Here is a 19,264-nt window from a genome sequence, read left to right on the forward strand (position 1 = left end):
ATTCTCTATTTGGTTTATTCCGTTGCGCCAAAACCACGTAATGCCGACACTTGAACCATTTCTTGGTTACCAAAAATCTTACGCACCAGTTTATAGGTTGTTCCTTTCTCTGGGCTGATGTTTTCAGGCGCGGCAATTAATAATTGCATATCTAAACGAGAACAAAGCTCAAACAGGGTTGAAATGGATTTCGCATCTAAACGTGCTGCTTCATCAAGGAATAGTAAGCGACAAGGCACAATGTCTTTACCACGAATACGGCGACTTTCTTCTTCCCAGCTTTGCACCACCATTAACAAGATCGACATCCCTGTACCAATGGCTTCACCTGTTGATAATGCGCCACTTTCCGCTCGCAACCAGCCGTCTGCACCACGATAGACTTCCACTTCTAAATCAAGGTAATTGCGGTAATCCAACAATTCTTCCCCAATGGTTTGTGCCGTACGCTGCCCCATATCAATATGTGGATTTAAGCGCTGATACAATTTCGCAATGGCTTCGGAGAAGGTAATGCGGTTATCAGAGAATAAATCTTGATAATCATCTTGGCGATCGGAAAGTGCGTCCAACAACATTGCGTGAGTATCACGAATATTCACCACTAAACGCACCGACTTCACCTGACCAAAGGCAATGTTTTGTAGCCCTTGGTTGAGCATACGGATACGATTTTGCTCGCGTTGAATGGTTTTACGCATAATGTTTGCCACACTTTCGGAGCTAATCGCCAATTTTTTCTCACGGTTAGTCAATTCTGCGGTGAGGCGAGATAACTCAATCTCCATTTGTTCAATCGCATCAATTGGATCGTCCGTTTTGATAATGTCTTGACGGATACGTTCGCGCAAATGCTGATACACCGCAATAAAGAACCGCACTTTGTTTTCTGGTTTACGATTATCTTCTGATGAGCGCAGGGCATCGCGCAGGTATTCATTATCCGCCACGGCAGTACGCAATGCGCCAAGGGCTTTATCCGACATTGATCGCAATTCATCAGCAGAAAGATAAGCTAGCTCACGGCGATTTAAGCGTTTTTCTACATCACTATTGCGCGATAAACGTAACACTACACACCAGCTGGCTTTCATTGCGACCACCAATTCGCGTTGTGTTTTGTAATCACGTTCAGCTTTACGAATTCGGCGGTTAAGATTTTCGCTTTCGCTTTCAATTAAGGTTAATTGTTTTTCTAAATAACGGCGGCGATTACGCACGGTAGCAAGTTGCTGTGATAATTCATCACGGCGTGCTTGAGCGCGTTGCTCTGCCCCGTCATCAGCGCGCACACCAAGCTGGCTGATTTCTTCAAGTAGCTCGTTTAGCACTTTATTTTTTTCTTCATAAGAACTGCGCAGTTCAATATAAACTTGATTATATTGGGCAAAACGCACTTGTTTTTGACGCACTTGCTCGCGTTGTTGTTCGCGCTGTTGTTGCACTTGCTCTAAACGGTTACGCAGTTGCTCATTTAATTCGGAGGTTTCCGATTGCACGCTTTCTTTGTAATCAAAATGCGCTTTACGCTGTGCTACGTCCGCCAAGGCAAACACACGCAACTGTACTTGTTTTTGCTGATTGACTGCTTGTTCGTATTCCGCTTTTAAGCGTTCGTAATTTTCAGGATCACTTTGTAATGTGTTGGCAATTGGCTCAAGCTGTGACAATGTCACGCCATATTGACGAATAAAGTGTTCATCTTGCTCGGCTAAATCAAGCTGTTCGCGACATTCTTCAATGCGATCTAATAAACTTTCATCATCAACCACAGAAAGCTGCGGAATCAGTTTATTTAATAACTGTAATTTTTCCTTAGCACTGTCTAATTTAAGACGAATTTGTTGTTCTGTGGTGCTAAACTGCCCTAATTCACGCTCAATTTCCCCTTGTTCACGGCGAATCTCTGCCATTAACTCTTCAGGATTTGGCTGGAATGCAAGGGCCAAGTGTAAACCAACAAATTGGCTGAAATGTTCGTGTAAACGTTGGCATTTTTGCACATCAAAGGCACATTCTGCATATTGTTCCGACACCTCATCACGTTCAATTTGCAAGGCTTCTAAATGTTTTTCCCGCGCGGCACGGCCAAATAATGGAATTTCAGGGAATTTTGAATAGCGTAATTCACGGTTCGACACCTGAACCACTACGCCTAGCTCAAGCTCTTGGGCTGACAATACGCTGTCATCAAAAGAACTTGGATCACCTTCGATAAGGTATAAATCATCAGGGCAATCTTCAAGCTGGGCTAATTGTGCTTTCACCGCCTCTAAATCGCGCACCACAATCGCGTGACGAGCTGGGCCATATAGTGCGGAGAAATAAGGGGCATCTTCAATCGGCACGTCATCATAAAGCTCAGAAAGCAACACACCACCAAAGCGTTCTGCTAACACATTTAGACGTGGATCTTCAGAACCATCTGGCTGACTTAAACGGGAAATTTGTTCATCAAGTTGCTGACGTTTTTGCTCTAACTGATCGCGTTTAATGGTTAATTCACGTTCTTTCACCAACAGTGATTGCATAAAATTCATCACATCTTGGCTGTCGCTAAACTGACTATGGCTTTGTTCTTGCAAGCGCTCAAGTGCGGATTGAGCAGTGAGCCAAGCAGGCGCTTTATTGGCATTTTCATTGTAACGCACGTTTAACTGTTCACGTTTTTGACGCAGGGTTGAGCGCTGTTCCACCTGCTCTGCCAATTCTTCATTTAGCTCATCAACAAGGCTTTCTTGCTCTGCGTAATATTCTTCAATTTCATCGGCGGTTGCGAGTTCTAATTCTGCACGCTGATTAAATTCTTTCAATAAACGCACCGCACTTTGTTGTTGCTGATAACGCTGTTCCAATTCGTGTAATTTGGCGCGAAGTTGTGGCGTTTGTTGCGCTTGCACTTTTTGGCTTGGATATTCACGCAACAAGGCTTTTGCACTTTCCCACGCGGCCGAACGCGGCATTTCTCCTGCAATTTGGCAAACCAGTTGATAGGCTTTATCAAACTGCGATTTCGCCATTTCGGAAATCGACATTTTTTGCTCTAAATCCAGCACCTTATTAGTGAGATCTTCGGCCTGTGCGGCAAATTCAGCGTGATAATCTTCTACATTTTTGGTGGAAAGATCAGCTAATCCACAAAGGGTTTTGGCTTTTTCAAGCGCTTGAATAGCTTGCTGATATTGCAACGCACGGGTTTGCTGTGCATCAAGGGCTTGCTGATAATCGGCTAATTGACCACGCAGTTGATCTACTTCTTGCTCATACTGTTCTAACTGTGCTTGGCTTTCCTCGTGCTGTTCAGACGCTTCTTCTACGGCAAATTTTTGCTCTTCTAACTTTTCCCGCAAACTTTCTACATCATCTTGATAACGTGAGATTTTTTCTTGATGACGCAAAGCATTCAGCACTAAATTTAGATGATCAACGGCACTTTGATGATCCACTTCAAGGGTTTGTTCGCTTTCGCTGAGTTCCGCTAATTCACGGCTAAAATCCACCAAGCGATGTTGTGATAAATCGCGCTCCGATTTGGCCAAATACCATTCTTTACGATACGCTAAAGCATTTTCCACATTACCGCGACGTTCGTTGGCATTACGCATATAATCTGACGCCACATAATTGGTGGTTTCGGTAATTAAATGCTTGAATAAATCACGATCTGATTGTGTAACTTTAATCGCTTCAAGGGTCATACGGTTTTCGCGCAAAGCACTTTCCATATCTTGGAAAGCCTTACGCACCCCTAAATTTTCTGGCAATAAATAATCACGCAAAGAACGGGTAATGGCGCTGGAAATCCCACCGTAAAGTGAGGCTTCGATTAATTTATAGAACTTACTACGATCAGAAGACGAACGCAGACGCTTAGGAATAATGCCTAAATCAAACATCATTCCGTGATAATCGGTGATTGAATGATATTGCTTAAATTGTGCACCAAGTGTTTCGATTTTCTCTTTTAATTCATTTAAGGTCAGCACACGGGCTTGACGTTTGCTCACCACTTCAGTTAGTACACTAATCGGCGCTAAAGATAAGGGTAAGCCTTGAATAGAAAAGGTTTTTATATCCACTTTTTTATCGCGCCCTGCCACTTGTTGCAGACGTGCGCCCACCAAAACACGTTGATGACGCGAATTGACTGCATCTAACACGGCATAACAAACACCCGGTTTAAGTTTACCGTGCAAACCTTTATCCCGTGAACCTGTGGTCGCCCCGGCTTCTGTGGTGTTACGGAAATGCAATAGGGTTAAATCAGGAATCAAAGCGGTAACAAAACCTGCCATTGTAGTGGACTTCCCTGCCCCATTTCCCCCTGATAAGGTGGTGACTAATTCATCTAAATCAAAAGTGCGGGCAAAAAAACCGTTCCAGTTAATCAATGTGAGCGAGAGGAATTTTCCACGTTCTACATTTTGCATAACAGGTGTAGCCGTATCTTGCGATTGTATCGATACGGTTTCCATAACGTCTAATTCTTCCGTGTGATGATTTTCCATTTCTTCGCTTTCAAGGGTTAAATTATCGCTTTCTAATTCAAATTCTTTGGTCATTATTCTTCCCCTTCTTCATCAAATTCTTCAATTTCTTCGCCATTTTGCACCGCACTTTTCTCCTCTTGTAAGGATTGTGGTGTTGCAGCTTCCCCATCACGGATTAAGCGTAATTGCGCTTCCATTGGATCATCACCGGCACGCACTTCTGCGCCAAAACGGAATACTGCTTCTGAAATCACAAATTTTCCACTATGCTGATCGCCGACTGTTGAAATCATTCCTAAACGGCGTAAGCGATTTAACGCGGCACGGACTTTTTCGGCTAGTTTTTGTTTATCTAAATCTGAACCTGAAGAGCGCTGATTGACCACTTTTAACAGTTTGCTTTCATCGGCCAAATTGAGCAATTCATCATACACTTCTTGGGTGCTGAAAATACCTTGTTGAGCAAGGCGTTCTGGGCTTAAATACAAATAACACAACACTTTGCCGACTAACATTTCTAATTCAGAAAGCACCGAACGAGCAATTAGCGTGGTGGCCTTTGGGCGCAAATAGAAAAAGCCTTCTGGGGCACGAATTAATTCCACATTGTAACGGCGATAAAATTGATCTAGCTCGTTTTGGAAATCCATCAAAAAGGCGTGATTATCCAATTGCTCTAGACTAATGTGTCGCCCCGCACGCAATTGACTATCCACCGCAGGAAAAAGGGGGTTCGCAATGGCCTGTGCTTGTTTTACGGAAAGTATCTCTTGTAGCTGCTCTGTCATAGTTTGGTTCTCTAAAAATTAGTTATATTCATCAATGATATTGGCTTGTACTTCAGCGCCCAGCTCGTTAATTTTTTGCCATTGCGGATAGGCGCCTGTTAAATCACCACTTGCCATACCTAAGCGCATTGCTTGATCGACAATAATTCTCGCCACATCAAAATGGCGTGAAACCGGATAATTTTCCAACTGCTCTTTCAGCACTAAACTCAAATCAATTGGGCGATTATGCTCACGGTAGGCAATTAATAGGCTTTGCATATGTTCTACAATTTGATCGTGTAAATCTGCCAAACTTTCGTATTGTAATTCTTCTGGTAGCTCCCCTAGCGCATCTTCTTCACGCAACATCAGTTCTTCATCACGTAAATCTACTAAACGCTCAGCCTGTGCAGTCCATAAGTACCAAGGATTTTCAAAATATTGTTGAATAGACTGACGTAAACGCTGTGAAAAGACACGATTTTTGTCCATATCAATCGCAGTACGGATAAATTTATGCACGTGGCGGTCATAGCCAATCCATAAGTCAATGGACTGTTGCCCCCAGCTAATAATGCGGTCTAATTTTGCTTGCAAATCAATGATAAGCTGATCGATAAAATAGAGATTTTCCTGACCAATCACACAATCTTGAATACGCAATAATTGTGCTTGTAGCTTATCCCCTGCGGAATTGAGCGTATCTTGCAATTCACGCAGATTGCTTGAGGTTTCATCTAACAAACGCTCACAGCTTGAAATAGCGGCTTGCCAATCTTTAGTTAATAGCTCTGCGATTTCATCCTTAATGCTTTGCTGATTTTCGTCCATCACCCGTTGGGAAAAATCAATGCTATCGAAAATCTCCGCCACAGAATATTTTAATGGCGCAAACACATTACGCCGCCAATGATGTTCATCGCCCCCTTCTTCCGCCGCTTCAGAAGCACGTTGAATCTCATCTGCCACAATTGAAAGCTGAACAGAAAGGCGTAAGGCAGAAAATTCACGTTGGCGAATATAATAATCTGATACGCCAACGCCCAACGGCGTTAAACGATAAATCGCCAAGCCCTCAGTAAATTCACTACTAAAACGATTGAGAAAGCGCTGTTTTACCAATTCATTAATCGCATTATTGGCGCGGGTGGCAATATTATCGGGAGATTGCTCAAAGGCAGATGCGGTATGACGGAAAATATCCACTAAATCGGTTTCCAACATTTCACCGTCTAAACGCTCATTGTTATAAATGGCAATCGCCAATAAAAACGCCAAACGATCAGTCGGCAAATTGAGCGAAAACTCTCGCTCTCTCGCCCAAGAAACCAATTCAGGGATGGTTTGTGATGTTTCAAGCATTGTGTATTCTCACAAGCAAATAAAAATTAGACAAAAATTGTAGTTGATTATACAGGATTTTTTACGGCTCTTGTAGATCGTTTTTTCTACTTATTGTTATCTAAAAAGACCTAATCCTGCACATTCCTATTGGAAAAAATTCCATTACCCCTTACTATACGCAAGTTTTTTAAATTGATATAACCGAATAATAAACCCAATGAGCGAAAATTTAACTTCTCAAAACGAAAAAACAAAGAAACAAATCTATAATTTCAATAAGTTACAAAAACGCCTACGCCGTAATGTGGGCGCAGCCATTGCCGATTTTAATATGATTGAAGACGGCGATAAGGTGATGGTGTGTTTATCTGGCGGTAAAGACAGCTACACGTTGCTGGATATTTTACTTAATTTACGCCTTAATGCACCGATTCATTTTGACATTGTGGCGGTGAATTTAGATCAAAAACAACCGGGCTTTCCTGAGCACGTCTTACCTGAATATTTAGAAAGTATTGGCGTGGATTACAAAATCGTGGAAGAAAATACCTACGGCATTGTGAAAGAAAAAATTCCTGAAGGTAAAACCACTTGTTCCCTTTGTTCTCGTTTAAGACGTGGGATTTTATACCGCACAGCAACAGAACTTGGCGCAACCAAAATCGCTCTTGGGCATCATCGTGATGATATGCTAGAAACCTTATTTTTAAATATGTTCTATGGCGGCAAGCTGAAATCAATGCCTCCAAAACTTATCAGTGATGACGGCAAGCAAATTGTGATTCGTCCGCTGGCTTATTGCAAGGAAAAGGACATTGAAAAATATTCCATCGCCAAACAATTCCCGATTATTCCTTGTAATCTATGCGGTTCGCAGCCTAACTTGCAGCGCCAAGCGGTAAAAGAAATGTTGCAAACTTGGGATCGCCAATATCCGGGGCGTATTGAAACAATGTTCAGCGCAATGCAGAATATTGTACCTTCGCACCTATGCGATAAAAATTTATTTAATTTCAAAGAGATTCAACGCGGACAAAAGTTAGACGGCGTGGAGGGGGATATTGCTTTTGATAAACAGGATCTGCCTGCTACTCCATTATTCCAAGATGAAGATGAGCAAACAGATTTCAGCCAAAATGAAATGATTGCGTTTAAGGAAGTGAGTTAGACAAAAAGCTGAATAAAGAAATGGCAAAAATAAAGTGCGGTGAAAAAATTAAAAAATTTTCTACCGCACTTTTTTATTTCTATGTTTTCTATCAATTCGTTTTACATTCTACGTGCTTGCCAATAAGTGCGTGTCCAGTAAGGGCTGTTGAGTGAAGAATAAATGACACCACCTTTGGTTGAGGCGTGTAGGAATTGTCCGTCTTTCACATAAATACCGACGTGGTAGCCATTTGGCCCGCGTCCTGTTTTGAAAAAAACCAAATCGCCTGTTTGAATGTCTTTTTTCGCCACTTTCGTGCCATATTTTACTTGTTCTTTTGTCGTACGAGGCAAATTAATATTAAAGCGTTCGCGGAAAGTGGTCTGTACAAAAGCAGAACAATCAATACCACGGCGACTTTGTCCGCCTAAACGGTAGGGGGTGCCAGCCCATTCACGTTGATGTTCTGACAGCATCGCAATGGTCATAATGGGGTCATTTAACTGGCTATGATAGCGGTTGTGTTTGAACGATTTATATTGGACGGAAGAGGGTTCGCTCGAGCTAGAACAAGCCACACTCAGCAATACACCACCGCCAATTAGCAATATTTTTAATAAATTCATTGTAAACTCTAAAAATAAAAAAGAATAAAAAACTATCCGTACTTTTTGCACGGATAGCTTTAAGTAAGAAAGTATTACGCTTTTGGCTTAGATTTTTCTACACGAGAGCGTAATTTCTGACCGGGTTTGAACACCACAACTCGGCGCGCGGAAACCGGTACGCTTTCGCCTGTTTTAGGGTTGCGCCCTGGACGTGAGGCTTTATCGCGTAATTCAAAATTACCAAATCCAGATAATTTTACATCTTGCCTGTTTTCCAATGCCACTCGTATTTCCTCAAAAAAACTCTCAACCAATAATTTGGCATCACGTTTATTTAGATTATACTTTTCAATTAAGCTGTCGGCTAATTCAACTTTGGTCAATGTCATAATATTAATCTCTCAAATAAGCATCAAATCGTTGTTTTAATGCGTCTAATACCGCTGAAATTACCGCATTAATCTCTTTCTCTTCAAGGGTTTTATCAGTGTCTTGAATGGTTAAACTAATGGCTAAACTTTTCTTACCTTCAGGTAAATTCGCACCTTGGTAAACATCAAATAAACTCACATTTACAAGCTGTTTTCCGCCAGCTTGACGACACACTTCCAACACATCGCCTGCTGGTGTTGCGCTATTCACTACAACCGCCAAATCACGTTTATTTGCAGGGAAACGAGAAATTTCTTTGGCATTTGGAACAGATCTTTCCGCAATGGCAGTCCATTCAATTTCAAATACGATCGGTTTACCAGATAAACCAAGCTTTTGTACCACTTTTGGATGCACGGTGCCAATATAACCGATTTCTTTATCATCTAAGATAATAGCAGCAGATTGCCCTGGGTGTAACGCTGGATATGATTTTGCTACAAAACGCAAACGATTTCCAGCCTTTGTTAGCGATAAAATACGTTCTAAATCCCCTTTCAGATCAAAGAAATCGACATTTTCGCCTTTTTGTTCCCAATGAACAGGGCGTTTATCTCCCACAATGGCTGCACCCAGTACATATTCTTGACGAACGCCGCTTTCTGCTTGGCTATCAGGAATAAAGCGTAATCCGCCTTCAAAAATGCGTACACGGCTTTGTTGGCGATTTTGGTTGTAAGCAATGGTTATAAGCAAGCCCGGTAATAAAGACACGCGCATTGCCGACATTTCACGCGAAATTGGGTTTGGCAGAATTAAGGCTTCTTGCTCTGGGTATAATAATTGCTGAACTTCTGGATCAACAAAGCTATAAGACACAATTTCTTGATAATCGCTATCGACAAATGCGGTACGCACGCGCACTAATTCTAATAAACGTTCAGGCATTGGCTTCATTTGCAAATGTGCTAATGGGGCATTGTTCGGAATATTGTTATAACCGTAAATGCGTGCCACTTCTTCGATCAAATCTTCTTCAATTTCAATATCAAAACGCCAGCTTGGTGAAATGGCTGTCCATAACCCCTCTTGATAGCTCACTTGTAAGCCTAAGCGTTGCAAAATATCGGTTACGGTTTCCGTTGGAATATGATGACCCAATAAGTGATCTAACTTTTCACGGCGTACTTGCACCTGTTTTACTTTTGGCAAATTCGCTTCGCTCACCACTTCGCAAATTTCACCCGCTTCGCCACCACAAATGTCTAACAATAATGCGGTTGCACGTTCCATTGCTTTGTGTTGAAGATTAAAATCCACACCACGTTCAAAACGGTGTGAAGAGTCGGTATGCAAGCCATATTGTCTGGCGCGTCCTGTAATGGCTAATGGCGCAAAAAATGCTGCTTCAAGTATTACATCTTTGGTTTCACCATTCACACCACTGGCTTGGCCACCAAAAATACCCGCCATCGCTAATGGGCCATTTTGATCGGCAATCACTAAGGTGTTTGGTTGAAGTTTGGCGGTTGTGCCATCTAATAACACCAACTCTTCGCCTTCTTTTGCCATACGCACTTGCACAGGTTGGGCCACTTTTGCTGCATCAAAGGCGTGCATTGGCTGGCCAAGTTCCAGTAAGATGTAATTGGTAATATCCACCACTGGATCGATAGAACGAATACCGCAACGGCGTAATTTTTCTTGCATCCAAATTGGCGTTGGTGCTTTCACATTCACATTTTTCACCACGCGCAATAAATAACGTGGGCAAGCTTCTGGTGCTAACACCTCAATTTGTGCTTTATCTGCAATAGTTGCTGCAACTGGCTTGATTTCAGGGGCATTAACCGCTTGCTGATTAACCACGCCCACTTCACGGGCAATTCCCGCAATGCTTAAACAGTCTGCACGGTTTGGCGTTAAGCTAATTTCTATACTGTTATCGTCTAATTGCAAATACTCACGCAAATCCCTACCTATTGGCGCATCTGCTGGTAATTCAATGATACCGTTATGATCGTCCGAAATACCTAATTCGCTGAATGAACATAACATTCCTTCAGAAGGCTGACCGCGTAATTTGGTTTTCTTTATTTTAAAGTTACCAGGTAACACTGCACCATCAACAGCACAAGCTACTTTCAGTCCTTGACGGCAATTTGGCGCACCACACACGATGTCTAATAGACGATCACCGCCTATATTCACCTTGGTTATGCGTAATTTATCGGCATCAGGATGTTGGGTGCATTCCACCACTTCCCCAATAACTACACCACTAAATTCTCCAGCAACAGACTCAACGCCGTCCACTTCTAGCCCGAGCATTGTAATTTGATCACATAATTGTTCCGTGCTAACGGCAGGATTCAGCCATTCACGCACCCATAATTCACTAAATTTCATATTCTTTCTCTACATTAATATTTCGGTTTTCTATTACTTAAATTGTTTTAAGAAACGGAGATCATTTTCAAAGAATGAACGTAAATCTGTTACATTGTAACGTAACATTGTTAAGCGCTCTACGCCCATTCCCACCGCAAAGCCAGAATATTCTTCCGGATCGATACCCACATTACGCAACACATTTGGGTGAACCATTCCACAGCCTAACACTTCTAACCATTTACCGTTTTTACCCATTACATCGACCTCCGCTGAAGGCTCAGTGAATGGGAAATAGGAAGGACGGAAACGCACTTGCAAATCCTCTTCAAAAAAGGCACGCAAGAAATCGTGTAATAAGCCTTTTAATTCACTGAAGTTCGCGTGTTTATCCACATAAAGCAATTCAATTTGGTGGAACATTGGGGTATGGGTTTGGTCGTAATCATTACGATATACACGGCCAGGTGCCATAATGCGAATTGGCGGACGCATTTTTTCCATTGTACGGATTTGCACCCCTGAAGTTTGCGTACGCAATAAACGTTCCGCATCAAACCAGAACGTATCGTGATCCGCACGCGCTGGGTGATGAGCAGGGATATTTAGCGCATCAAAGTTGTAATAATCGGTTTCAACTTCAGGCCCAACTTCCACGGTGAAACCTAATTTTGAGAAAAATTCCACCACACGACGAATAGTGATAGAAACAGGGTGCAAGCCTCCTAATTCCGTTTTACGCCCTGGTAAGCTGACATCAATACTCTCTTTTGCCAACTGCGCATTCAGGGCTTCTTCTTCCCATTGTGCTTTTTTGGTGTTTAATAAATCTAACACTTTTTGCTTGGCTTCATTGATTTTTGCGCCCATAGCTGGACGTTCTTCCGCCACCACATCACGCAATCCTTGCATTAATTGAGTAAAATGCCCTTTTTTACCAAAATATTCCACACGAATGGAATCTAGTGCTTCAAGGCTTTTATCTTGCAATTTCTCAATCGCTTCTTTTGCCTGCTCGGTAATGTCTTTAAGGTGTTGCATACCAATCCTCTATTATTAAATGAATCTCATAAGATTTAAAAAATTTATTAATAATAATACTAACGTCTTAAAAAATCACGTTTTTATTATGGCTTTTCACTATTATTCTTCCACTCCCACTGCTGAATTTTCTCCTGAACGGAAAGCACAGTGAAAAATTTGCCACTTTGAGGCAAGGTTTTAATGCAAATATGTTGACTTTGGTAAGTAAATTTAAGCTGATAACAATGTAAATAAGTGCGGTCCGATTTTTGCTTATTTCCGCCATAAGGTTCATCACCTAAAATCGGGCTGCCTAGGCTTTTCATTGCCACGCGTAACTGATGCGTTTTGCCTGTTTGTGGAAACAAAACAAAAAGGCGTAAATTTGGCTCACAACTTAGGGAAAAAAAACGCGTTATGGCAGGGTTTTCCTTACTTTGGCATAATTTCCACGTGCCATTGCGAGATTTTTGCATATCTCCCACAATTCGCCCTTGCTTTTTCTTTGGCTTTTCTGTGGATAACGCCAAATAGGTTTTCTCAATGCGATGATCAGCAAATAACCCTGACAAGGTTGCCGCTGCCTGCTTATTCAACGCCAACATCAACAAGCCAGAAGTAACCTTATCTAACCGATGCACCAGCCAAACTTGGGGCAAATTTAATTGTTGAGCCACTAAGGTGGTTAGACCAAGTGACTCATCATCTTTATGCACGGAAATGCCACAAGGCTTGTGAATAATGATAAAATCAGCGTGCTGAAAAACAATGTCGAACATTGGCGTTACGATCTCTGGTATAATTAAACGTTTATAAAAGTGCGGTTAAAAATAAATGAATTTTACTTTTCAACAGATTATAGCATATCTCGTGCCGGTCCTGATTTGGATTTTGACCATTTCTATTACAATGCGATTGGTAATAAAAAAACAATCGGTTTCTGCCACGCTTTCTTGGTTGATGATTATTTATCTCGTGCCAGTGGTGGGAATTGTTGCGTATTTAGTCTTTGGTGAGGTGAAATTAGGCACAAAACGGGCGAAAGCGTTTCGTTTGCTTGCTCCTAAATTTAACCAGTGGTTTGGCGATTTTTCGCAATGCCCGCAATTAATCAATCATCACAATACCCTACTTTATCGCCCGATTTTTGACTTAGCCAAAAGTCGCTTAAATATCCCTTGTGTGCTAGGCAATGAGCTGCATATTTTAGACACGCCAGAAAGCATCACTAAAAGCATTATCCAAGATATTCATTGTGCCCAACACAGCATTAATATGGTGTTTTATATTTGGTGGAATGGCGGTTTAGTGGAAGATGTACAAAACGCCCTGATTAGTGCACAACAGCGTGGTGTCAAGGTAAGAATATTGCTAGATAGCGTGGGCAGCCGCCAATTTCTGAAAAGTAAAAATTACCGCCAAATGAAAGAAAGTGGCATTGAAATCACCGAAGCGTTACACGTTAATTTACTGCGTATGTTTTTTAGCCGCATTGATTTACGCCAGCACCGCAAAATTATTGTGATCGATAATCAAATTGCTTACACCGGCAGTATGAATATGGTTGATCCAAAATATTTCAAACAAGACAGCCACGTTGGCGAATGGGTGGATATTATGGTGCGTATTAATGGCCCTGTTTCTGCCGTGCTAAATGGGCTGTATGCGTGGGATTGGCAAATTGAAAGCGATAAAGAAATTCCCTTGCAGTTGCCAGATTGCCCTTTGTTACCTATTGATCAAAATAATTCACACGCCGTGCAAATTCTTGCCACGGGGCCGGGCTTTCCTGATGATTTAATGGCGCAATCCCTTTCTATTGCGATTTTTTCCGCACGTCAAAGCATTACCATTACTTCACCTTATTTTGTGCCAAGCCATAGCATTGCCGAAGCCTTACGCATTGCAGCGTTGCGTGGTATTGACGTTACGCTGATTCTGCCAAAGAAAAACGATTCTTTGATGGTAAGCTGGGCGAGTCGCACCTTTTTTGAAGATCTGCTTGCCGCTGGAGTGAAAATTTATCAATTTGAGCAAGGATTATTGCATACTAAAAGCGTGTTGATCGATAACCGTCTCGTCTTAGTTGGCACGGTCAATATGGATATGCGTAGTTTTATGCTGAATCTTGAAGTTACAATGGTGGTAGAAGATCAAACCTTTGCCAATGAAGTTACGCTATTGCAAGAAAATTACCGCCAAAATTCTTCCTTATTAACCCCTGAATATTGGATGAACCGTCCTGTTTATCAACGGGTTATCGAACGTTTATTTTTCTTATTTAGCCCACTTTTATAAGTGCGGTGTAAATTTTCCAACTTTTTAAACATTTTAAGGATAGCAATGAAAAAGCAACTCACTTTTTATTTAGTTCGCCACGGACGCACCGTTTGGAACGAACAAGGTTTATTACAAGGGCAAGGCGACTCTCCGCTGATAGCCGAAGGTATTGAGGGAGCAATCAAAACAGGCGAACACTTAGCCAACGTGCCTTTTGTTGCCGCCTATTCAAGCGTGCTAAAACGCGCAATGGATACCACGCAATACATTATTGGCGAGCGAAATATCCCCTTCTTTCAGCATAAAGGCTTAAACGAACATTTCTTTGGAAGCTGGGAGGGGGTGTTGGTGGAGAGTATTCGTCAAAGCGAAGAATTTCAGCAAATGACTAAAGATCCTGCGAATTATCATGCTAAAAGCAACGGTGGTGAAACCTTTGGTGAACTTGCTAAGCGCGCAATGCAAGCTGTTTATGACATTATCAATGTGCATAACGAAGGCAATATTCTACTGGTTTCTCATGGACACACTCTACATTTATTGCTCGCCTTATTTGACGGTTCAACTTGGCAAAATCATCGTGAAAATCCGAACATCACACGCTTGGCAAATACGTCGATTAGCATTGTTCGCTATGAGCAAGCGGAAAACGAAAGTGCGGGACGTTTTGTATTGGAAACAGTAAATAGCACAGCGCATTTATAGTGCATTAGACGCAAATCTATTTAATGGCAAGAAACAAAGTGCGGTGAAAAATTCTAATTTTTTGCACCGCACTTTGAGCATCATTCAGATTGAGAATATTGAAATATAGTATGTATTTCGCTTACTTCATCAGCCCTACTTCACCCACTCTGTTTGTAGATAAGTTAAACGCTCAATATTGGTAATGTAATGCCCTAGCTCTTGTTCTTCAGGGTGATGAATATAAGGTATTTGCCCAAGCAATGGTGCATCAATTTTTTCGCTTAACACCTCGATAACTTCAGTATAATGCGCCAATCCTGGATTGATTCGATTTGCAATCCAACCTAATAAAGGTAATCCTGATTGTTGAATAGCCTGTGCAGTTAATAAGGCATGATTAATACATCCTTCTTTTATGCCTACTACTAATACCACAGGCATCTGGTGAGACATTACCCAACTGGCAAAGCTGTATTGCTTATTCATGGGGGTAAGCCAACCGAATGCCCCCTCTACTAGCACAGATTGATAGCGTTGTGTAAGTGTGGTGAGATCGGCATTAATTTTTTCAATATTAATAATAGATTCATCACTTGAAAGTACGGTTAGAATATCACGACAACTATAGCTATTTATCTCTTTGTAGCTGACGTTTTCATTCGTGGTACGCATTAATGTCAGCACATCGGAACTGCTTTCCTCAGAATCTAATAATTTTTCAGTCTGTAAAAAATCATCATAATCATTAGGCAAACAAGCTATTGGTTTATAACCAACAATTTGAATACCTACGCTTTGCAAGGCCTGTATGATAGCTCGGCTTGAAATCGTTTTTCCTACATTGGTATCTGTACCAGCAACAAAAAAACTGCTCATAACGATCCATTCCTTATTTATTCTATGTAAAATAAGATTCTAAAAGAATTTTTTGAGCATAATATTGAGCTAACACAAAGTTTAGTGAGTTTGCGAAAGATGTTCTAATAGTGAACCATCATATAACCTTTGTTTAATGGCTGCGGTTAATACTTCTGGACTATTCCATTGATAACGACTAGTAACGATTTCAACATTGCAATGAAAGAAACTCAAACGCTCATTTAAACGGGATAAAAAATGCGCTTTTGCTAATAACAAGCTGCAGTCTAACATCACTTTTTTCGGCGAGAACATATCGACCAAGCACAAAATTAAATAGGCAGTAACATCGGTAACCAAATGTAAAATGGCAAGCGCATTGCTTTCTTGCAAATCAATTTTTCGACATAAAAAGCGGATTTTTTCATTATTGTCATTGCATTGATTATCTGGATAAAGTAAATCAATAAGCTGATAAATAGCTTTGTTTGTAATCTGATTAATGATTTGATACCGTTCAATTTCTGATAACCGTGGGTTAAGTTTATTTTGTAAAGAACATAATTGCGGTGCAATAAGTTTATCTACATTAATTTTTGCTTGCTGATTACAGAGAAATACATCCCCTTCAGAAAGCACACTAAGATTCACACGATCATTTAGCTGTAAAAAAAGAACATTTTCGCAGCCAATAACACTGCCTACCGAACTTTCAGCAAATAGCCAAGTTTCAAAATAGTCAGTGATTACAACCGGTAAATGAAAATGAGCTTGAAATAAACGCTTAAGATCGATGTGCAATATGCGATTACCTAATAAATAACAATATTCCATTTGCTCATTGAGCTCACCGATTACTGCCACAGAAAAAGTTATAATGCGTTCAGTTTGACAATTACTTTCTCGAATGAAACACTCAACACAATCAATAAGTGCGGTGCTTAAATTGGCAATATTTTCCAAGGTTAAATGGAAAGATTGCTCAGCGATAAGCGTGCCATCAAGCTCGCATAAAAACATATCAAAGCGATCTTCCGTTAAAATGGCACAAAGAGATTGCCAATAAAAAGGGGATACACAAAGCCCAATGGCGGGACGTCCACGATGTTCTGTGTTGCGCACTGCTTTTTCCATAATCAATTTTTGATCGATCAGTTTACGCGTGAGTGAAGTAATTGTTGCTGGTGCAAGACGAGACAACTTAGAGAGATCAATTCGCGAAATTTCTTCAAATTGCTCTATTAGTTGATAAACTTTTCCTAGTTGTTGTTCTTTCACGAAAGATTTATCCTTTTTTCTTTCTCTTGCCATAGTCAATTTCTCTATTAAATTTTTAAAATAAAATTATTCTTTTGTTATATCAGGTTACCCTCTAAAAACAAGTTATTTACATTAATTTTGTGGACAGCTTCACAAAAACAATCAAACAATTCATTTTGGCAAATTTTCTGACTTGCGGTAAACTAAGAAAGTTTTTACGCTAATTTTTTTTGATTGAGGTTTATATGACACAAATTGCCCCTATCGTAGAAGTATTACAAGGCAAAATTCAAATCGGTGATCAAGTTACCGTACGTGGCTGGGTGCGTACTCGCCGCGATTCTAAAGCAGGGCTTTCTTTCCTTGCGGTGTATGACGGTTCTTGTTTCGATCCAATTCAAGTGATCGTCAATAACGACATTGCGAATTATCAAGATGACATCCTACGTTTAACCACAGGCTGCTCGGTAATCGTAACAGGTAAAGTGGTGGAATCCCCAGCACAAGGGCAAGCGGTTGAGTTACAAGCGGAAAATGTGGAAGTAACAGGTTGGGTGGAAGATCCTGACACTTACCCAATGGCCGCCAAACGCCATAGTATCGAATATTTGCGAGAAGTGGCACATTTACGTCCACGCACAAATATTATTGGTGCCGTGGCGCGTGTTCGCCATTGTTTGGCACAAGCCATTCACCGTTTTTTCCACGAACAAGGTTTTTACTGGGTGGCAACGCCACTTATCACCGCCTCTGATACCGAAGGTGCGGGCGAAATGTTCCGTGTATCAACCCTTGATCTAGAAAACCTACCACGTACAGAACAAGGTGCGGTAGATTTTTCACAAGATTTTTTCGGTAAAGAAGCATTTTTAACCGTATCTGGTCAGCTAAATGGCGAAACTTACGCTTGTGCATTGAGTAAAATCTATACCTTTGGCCCAACATTCCGTGCAGAAAATTCTAACACGACTCGCCACTTGGCAGAATTCTGGATGGTTGAACCTGAAATAGCCTTTGCGAATCTGAACGATAACGCAAAACTTGCGGAAGATATGCTTAAATATGTGTTCCGCGCGGTATTAAATGAACGCAAAGATGACTTAAAATTCTTTGAAAAACACGTTGATAAAGACGTTATCAGCCGTTTAGAAAATTTCATCAATTCAGATTTTGCACAAATTGATTACACCGATGCCATTGACATCTTATTAAAATCAGACAAGAAATTTGAATTCCCAGTGTCTTGGGGCATTGATTTATCGTCAGAACACGAACGCTATTTAGCGGAAGAATATTTCAAATCCCCAGTGGTAGTGAAAAACTATCCAAAAGACATCAAAGCGTTCTATATGCGCTTAAATGATGACGGCAAAACCGTGGCGGCAATGGACGTGTTAGCCCCAGGAATTGGTGAAATCATTGGTGGTTCACAACGTGAAGAGCGTCTAGATGTGCTGGATAAACGTATGGCTGAAATGGGCTTAAACCCTGAAGATTATTGGTGGTATCGCGATCTCCGCCGTTACGGCACTGTGCCACATTCAGGATTCGGTTTAGGTTTTGAGCGTTTAATCGTTTATGTCACCGGCGTGCAAAATATCCGTGATGTAATCCCATTCCCACGTGCACCAAGAAACGCGAATTTCTAAGATTTTAGATTAAAATAAAAACAAAGAGCGGTGAAAAACTTCTGGTTTTTAACCGCTCTTTTTGTATGGGGTTATTGTAGAATGTAGCGTAATTTACTCACTACAATTTTATAATGAATATGCACCATTCCCGAACCCAGCAGAAATTATTAAAGAAGATCTTTGACCTGAACTTGGTTTAACGGTTATTTAAGCTACCAAACACTTGCTCGCTAAATCAAAGCTTAAATTAGTGCGGAAAGAGAGTGACACCTACAGGCTTGGTTAAGGGAAAATAGTTCTAGGCCTGAAAGTTGATTGACTCAGCCAGCAACTATGATCTTTGGAAAGTCTCTCAAAGCAAGAATTTTTCTGTTATTCCTGCTTTGACTTAAATACCAGC

13 protein-coding genes and 1 pseudogene are annotated in these 19,264 nt (G+C 41.1%); 4 read left to right on the top strand and 10 right to left on the bottom strand.

What is annotated here, in order from left to right:
* Nucleotides 1-14: 14 nt before the first annotated feature.
* The 3 genes and pseudogenes from mukB to mukF form a co-directional block, all read right to left on the bottom strand.
* Nucleotides 15-4,424 (bottom strand): annotated as a pseudogene (gene mukB / locus L5B71_RS02075) (chromosome partition protein MukB); the annotation flags it as partial.
* Nucleotides 4,425-4,561: 137 nt separating this feature from the next.
* The gene (gene mukE / locus L5B71_RS02080; protein ID WP_265756721.1) at nt 4,562-5,278 is read right to left on the bottom strand and encodes a chromosome partition protein MukE; all 717 of its coding nucleotides are present in this window, start codon (nt 5,276-5,278) and stop codon (nt 4,562-4,564) included.
* 18 nt (nt 5,279-5,296) lie between these two features.
* Nucleotides 5,297-6,622 (bottom strand): chromosome partition protein MukF, encoded by a 1,326-nt coding sequence (gene mukF / locus L5B71_RS02085; protein ID WP_265756723.1) that lies wholly within the window; start codon nt 6,620-6,622, stop codon nt 5,297-5,299.
* Between the two features lie 199 nt (nt 6,623-6,821).
* On the opposite strand from mukF, the gene ttcA reads away from it, so the two are divergent.
* Entirely contained in the window at nt 6,822-7,772 is a 951-nt protein-coding gene (ttcA, locus tag L5B71_RS02090) for a tRNA 2-thiocytidine(32) synthetase TtcA (protein WP_265756724.1), read from the top strand.
* A gap of 101 nt (nt 7,773-7,873) precedes the next feature.
* On the opposite strand, the gene L5B71_RS02095 is transcribed toward ttcA, so the two are convergent.
* The 5 genes from L5B71_RS02095 to L5B71_RS02115 form a co-directional block, all read right to left on the bottom strand.
* The gene (locus tag L5B71_RS02095) at nt 7,874-8,380 is read right to left on the bottom strand and encodes a C40 family peptidase (protein ID WP_265756725.1); all 507 of its coding nucleotides are present in this window, start codon (nt 8,378-8,380) and stop codon (nt 7,874-7,876) included.
* Nucleotides 8,381-8,454: 74 nt separating this feature from the next.
* Entirely contained in the window at nt 8,455-8,751 is a 297-nt protein-coding gene (locus tag L5B71_RS02100) for an integration host factor subunit alpha (protein WP_265756726.1), read from the bottom strand.
* Nucleotides 8,752-8,755: 4 nt separating this feature from the next.
* On the bottom strand, nt 8,756-11,143 hold the full coding sequence (pheT, locus tag L5B71_RS02105) for a phenylalanine--tRNA ligase subunit beta (RefSeq protein ID WP_265756728.1): 2,388 nt from the start codon (nt 11,141-11,143) through the stop codon (nt 8,756-8,758).
* A 33-nt stretch (nt 11,144-11,176) separates the two neighbouring features.
* Nucleotides 11,177-12,166: a phenylalanine--tRNA ligase subunit alpha gene (gene pheS, locus L5B71_RS02110; RefSeq protein ID WP_265756729.1), complete on the bottom strand. Its 990-nt coding sequence runs from the start codon at nt 12,164-12,166 to the stop codon at nt 11,177-11,179.
* An 86-nt stretch (nt 12,167-12,252) separates the two neighbouring features.
* Nucleotides 12,253-12,927, bottom strand: coding sequence for a TIGR01621 family pseudouridine synthase (locus L5B71_RS02115; RefSeq protein ID WP_265756730.1), 675 nt, complete (start codon nt 12,925-12,927; stop codon nt 12,253-12,255).
* Nucleotides 12,928-12,982: 55 nt separating this feature from the next.
* Here L5B71_RS02115 and cls point away from each other — a divergent pair, with 55 nt between their 5' ends.
* Together cls and L5B71_RS02125 are read left to right on the top strand one after the other, a co-directional pair.
* Nucleotides 12,983-14,446 carry a cardiolipin synthase gene (cls, locus tag L5B71_RS02120; RefSeq protein WP_265756732.1) on the top strand — a complete coding sequence of 488 codons (1,464 nt, stop codon included), beginning with the start codon at nt 12,983-12,985 and terminating at the stop codon, nt 14,444-14,446.
* A gap of 45 nt (nt 14,447-14,491) precedes the next feature.
* A complete protein-coding gene (locus L5B71_RS02125; RefSeq protein ID WP_265756733.1) occupies nt 14,492-15,133 on the top strand; it encodes a histidine phosphatase family protein in 642 nt (213 codons plus the stop codon).
* 135 nt (nt 15,134-15,268) lie between these two features.
* Here the strand turns inward: L5B71_RS02125 and bioD are convergent, their stop codons facing one another.
* On the bottom strand, nt 15,269-15,991 hold the full coding sequence (gene bioD, locus L5B71_RS02130; protein WP_265756734.1) for a dethiobiotin synthase: 723 nt from the start codon (nt 15,989-15,991) through the stop codon (nt 15,269-15,271).
* 81 nt (nt 15,992-16,072) lie between these two features.
* A complete protein-coding gene (locus L5B71_RS02135) occupies nt 16,073-17,284 on the bottom strand; it encodes an ROK family protein (RefSeq protein ID WP_265756735.1) in 1,212 nt (403 codons plus the stop codon).
* A gap of 194 nt (nt 17,285-17,478) precedes the next feature.
* Between L5B71_RS02135 and asnS the strand changes: the two genes are divergently transcribed.
* A complete protein-coding gene (gene asnS, locus L5B71_RS02140) occupies nt 17,479-18,882 on the top strand; it encodes an asparagine--tRNA ligase (RefSeq protein ID WP_265756737.1) in 1,404 nt (467 codons plus the stop codon).
* The last annotated feature ends 382 nt before the right edge of the window (nt 18,883-19,264 follow it).

The organism is Avibacterium sp. 21-586 (assembly GCF_026226775.1).
Classification (GTDB): domain Bacteria; phylum Pseudomonadota; class Gammaproteobacteria; order Enterobacterales; family Pasteurellaceae; genus Avibacterium.

Bases quoted from the DNA above. Each gene is read 5' to 3' on its own strand.
- pheS (WP_265756729.1), bottom strand. From the start codon at position 12,166: ATGCAACACCTTAAAGACATTACCGAGCAGGCAAAAGAAGCGATTGAG.
- ttcA (WP_265756724.1), top strand. From the start codon at position 6,822: ATGAGCGAAAATTTAACTTCTCAAAACGAAAAAACAAAGAAACAAATC.
- L5B71_RS02115 (WP_265756730.1), bottom strand. From the start codon at position 12,927: ATGTTCGACATTGTTTTTCAGCACGCTGATTTTATCATTATTCACAAG.
- L5B71_RS02125 (WP_265756733.1), top strand. From the start codon at position 14,492: ATGAAAAAGCAACTCACTTTTTATTTAGTTCGCCACGGACGCACCGTT.
- mukE (WP_265756721.1), bottom strand. From the start codon at position 5,278: ATGACAGAGCAGCTACAAGAGATACTTTCCGTAAAACAAGCACAGGCC.
- bioD (WP_265756734.1), bottom strand. From the start codon at position 15,991: ATGAGCAGTTTTTTTGTTGCTGGTACAGATACCAATGTAGGAAAAACG.
- pheT (WP_265756728.1), bottom strand. From the start codon at position 11,143: ATGAAATTTAGTGAATTATGGGTGCGTGAATGGCTGAATCCTGCCGTT.
- asnS (WP_265756737.1), top strand. From the start codon at position 17,479: ATGACACAAATTGCCCCTATCGTAGAAGTATTACAAGGCAAAATTCAA.
- cls (WP_265756732.1), top strand. From the start codon at position 12,983: ATGAATTTTACTTTTCAACAGATTATAGCATATCTCGTGCCGGTCCTG.
- L5B71_RS02135 (WP_265756735.1), bottom strand. From the start codon at position 17,284: ATGGCAAGAGAAAGAAAAAAGGATAAATCTTTCGTGAAAGAACAACAA.
- mukF (WP_265756723.1), bottom strand. From the start codon at position 6,622: ATGCTTGAAACATCACAAACCATCCCTGAATTGGTTTCTTGGGCGAGA.
- L5B71_RS02100 (WP_265756726.1), bottom strand. From the start codon at position 8,751: ATGACATTGACCAAAGTTGAATTAGCCGACAGCTTAATTGAAAAGTAT.
- L5B71_RS02095 (WP_265756725.1), bottom strand. From the start codon at position 8,380: ATGAATTTATTAAAAATATTGCTAATTGGCGGTGGTGTATTGCTGAGT.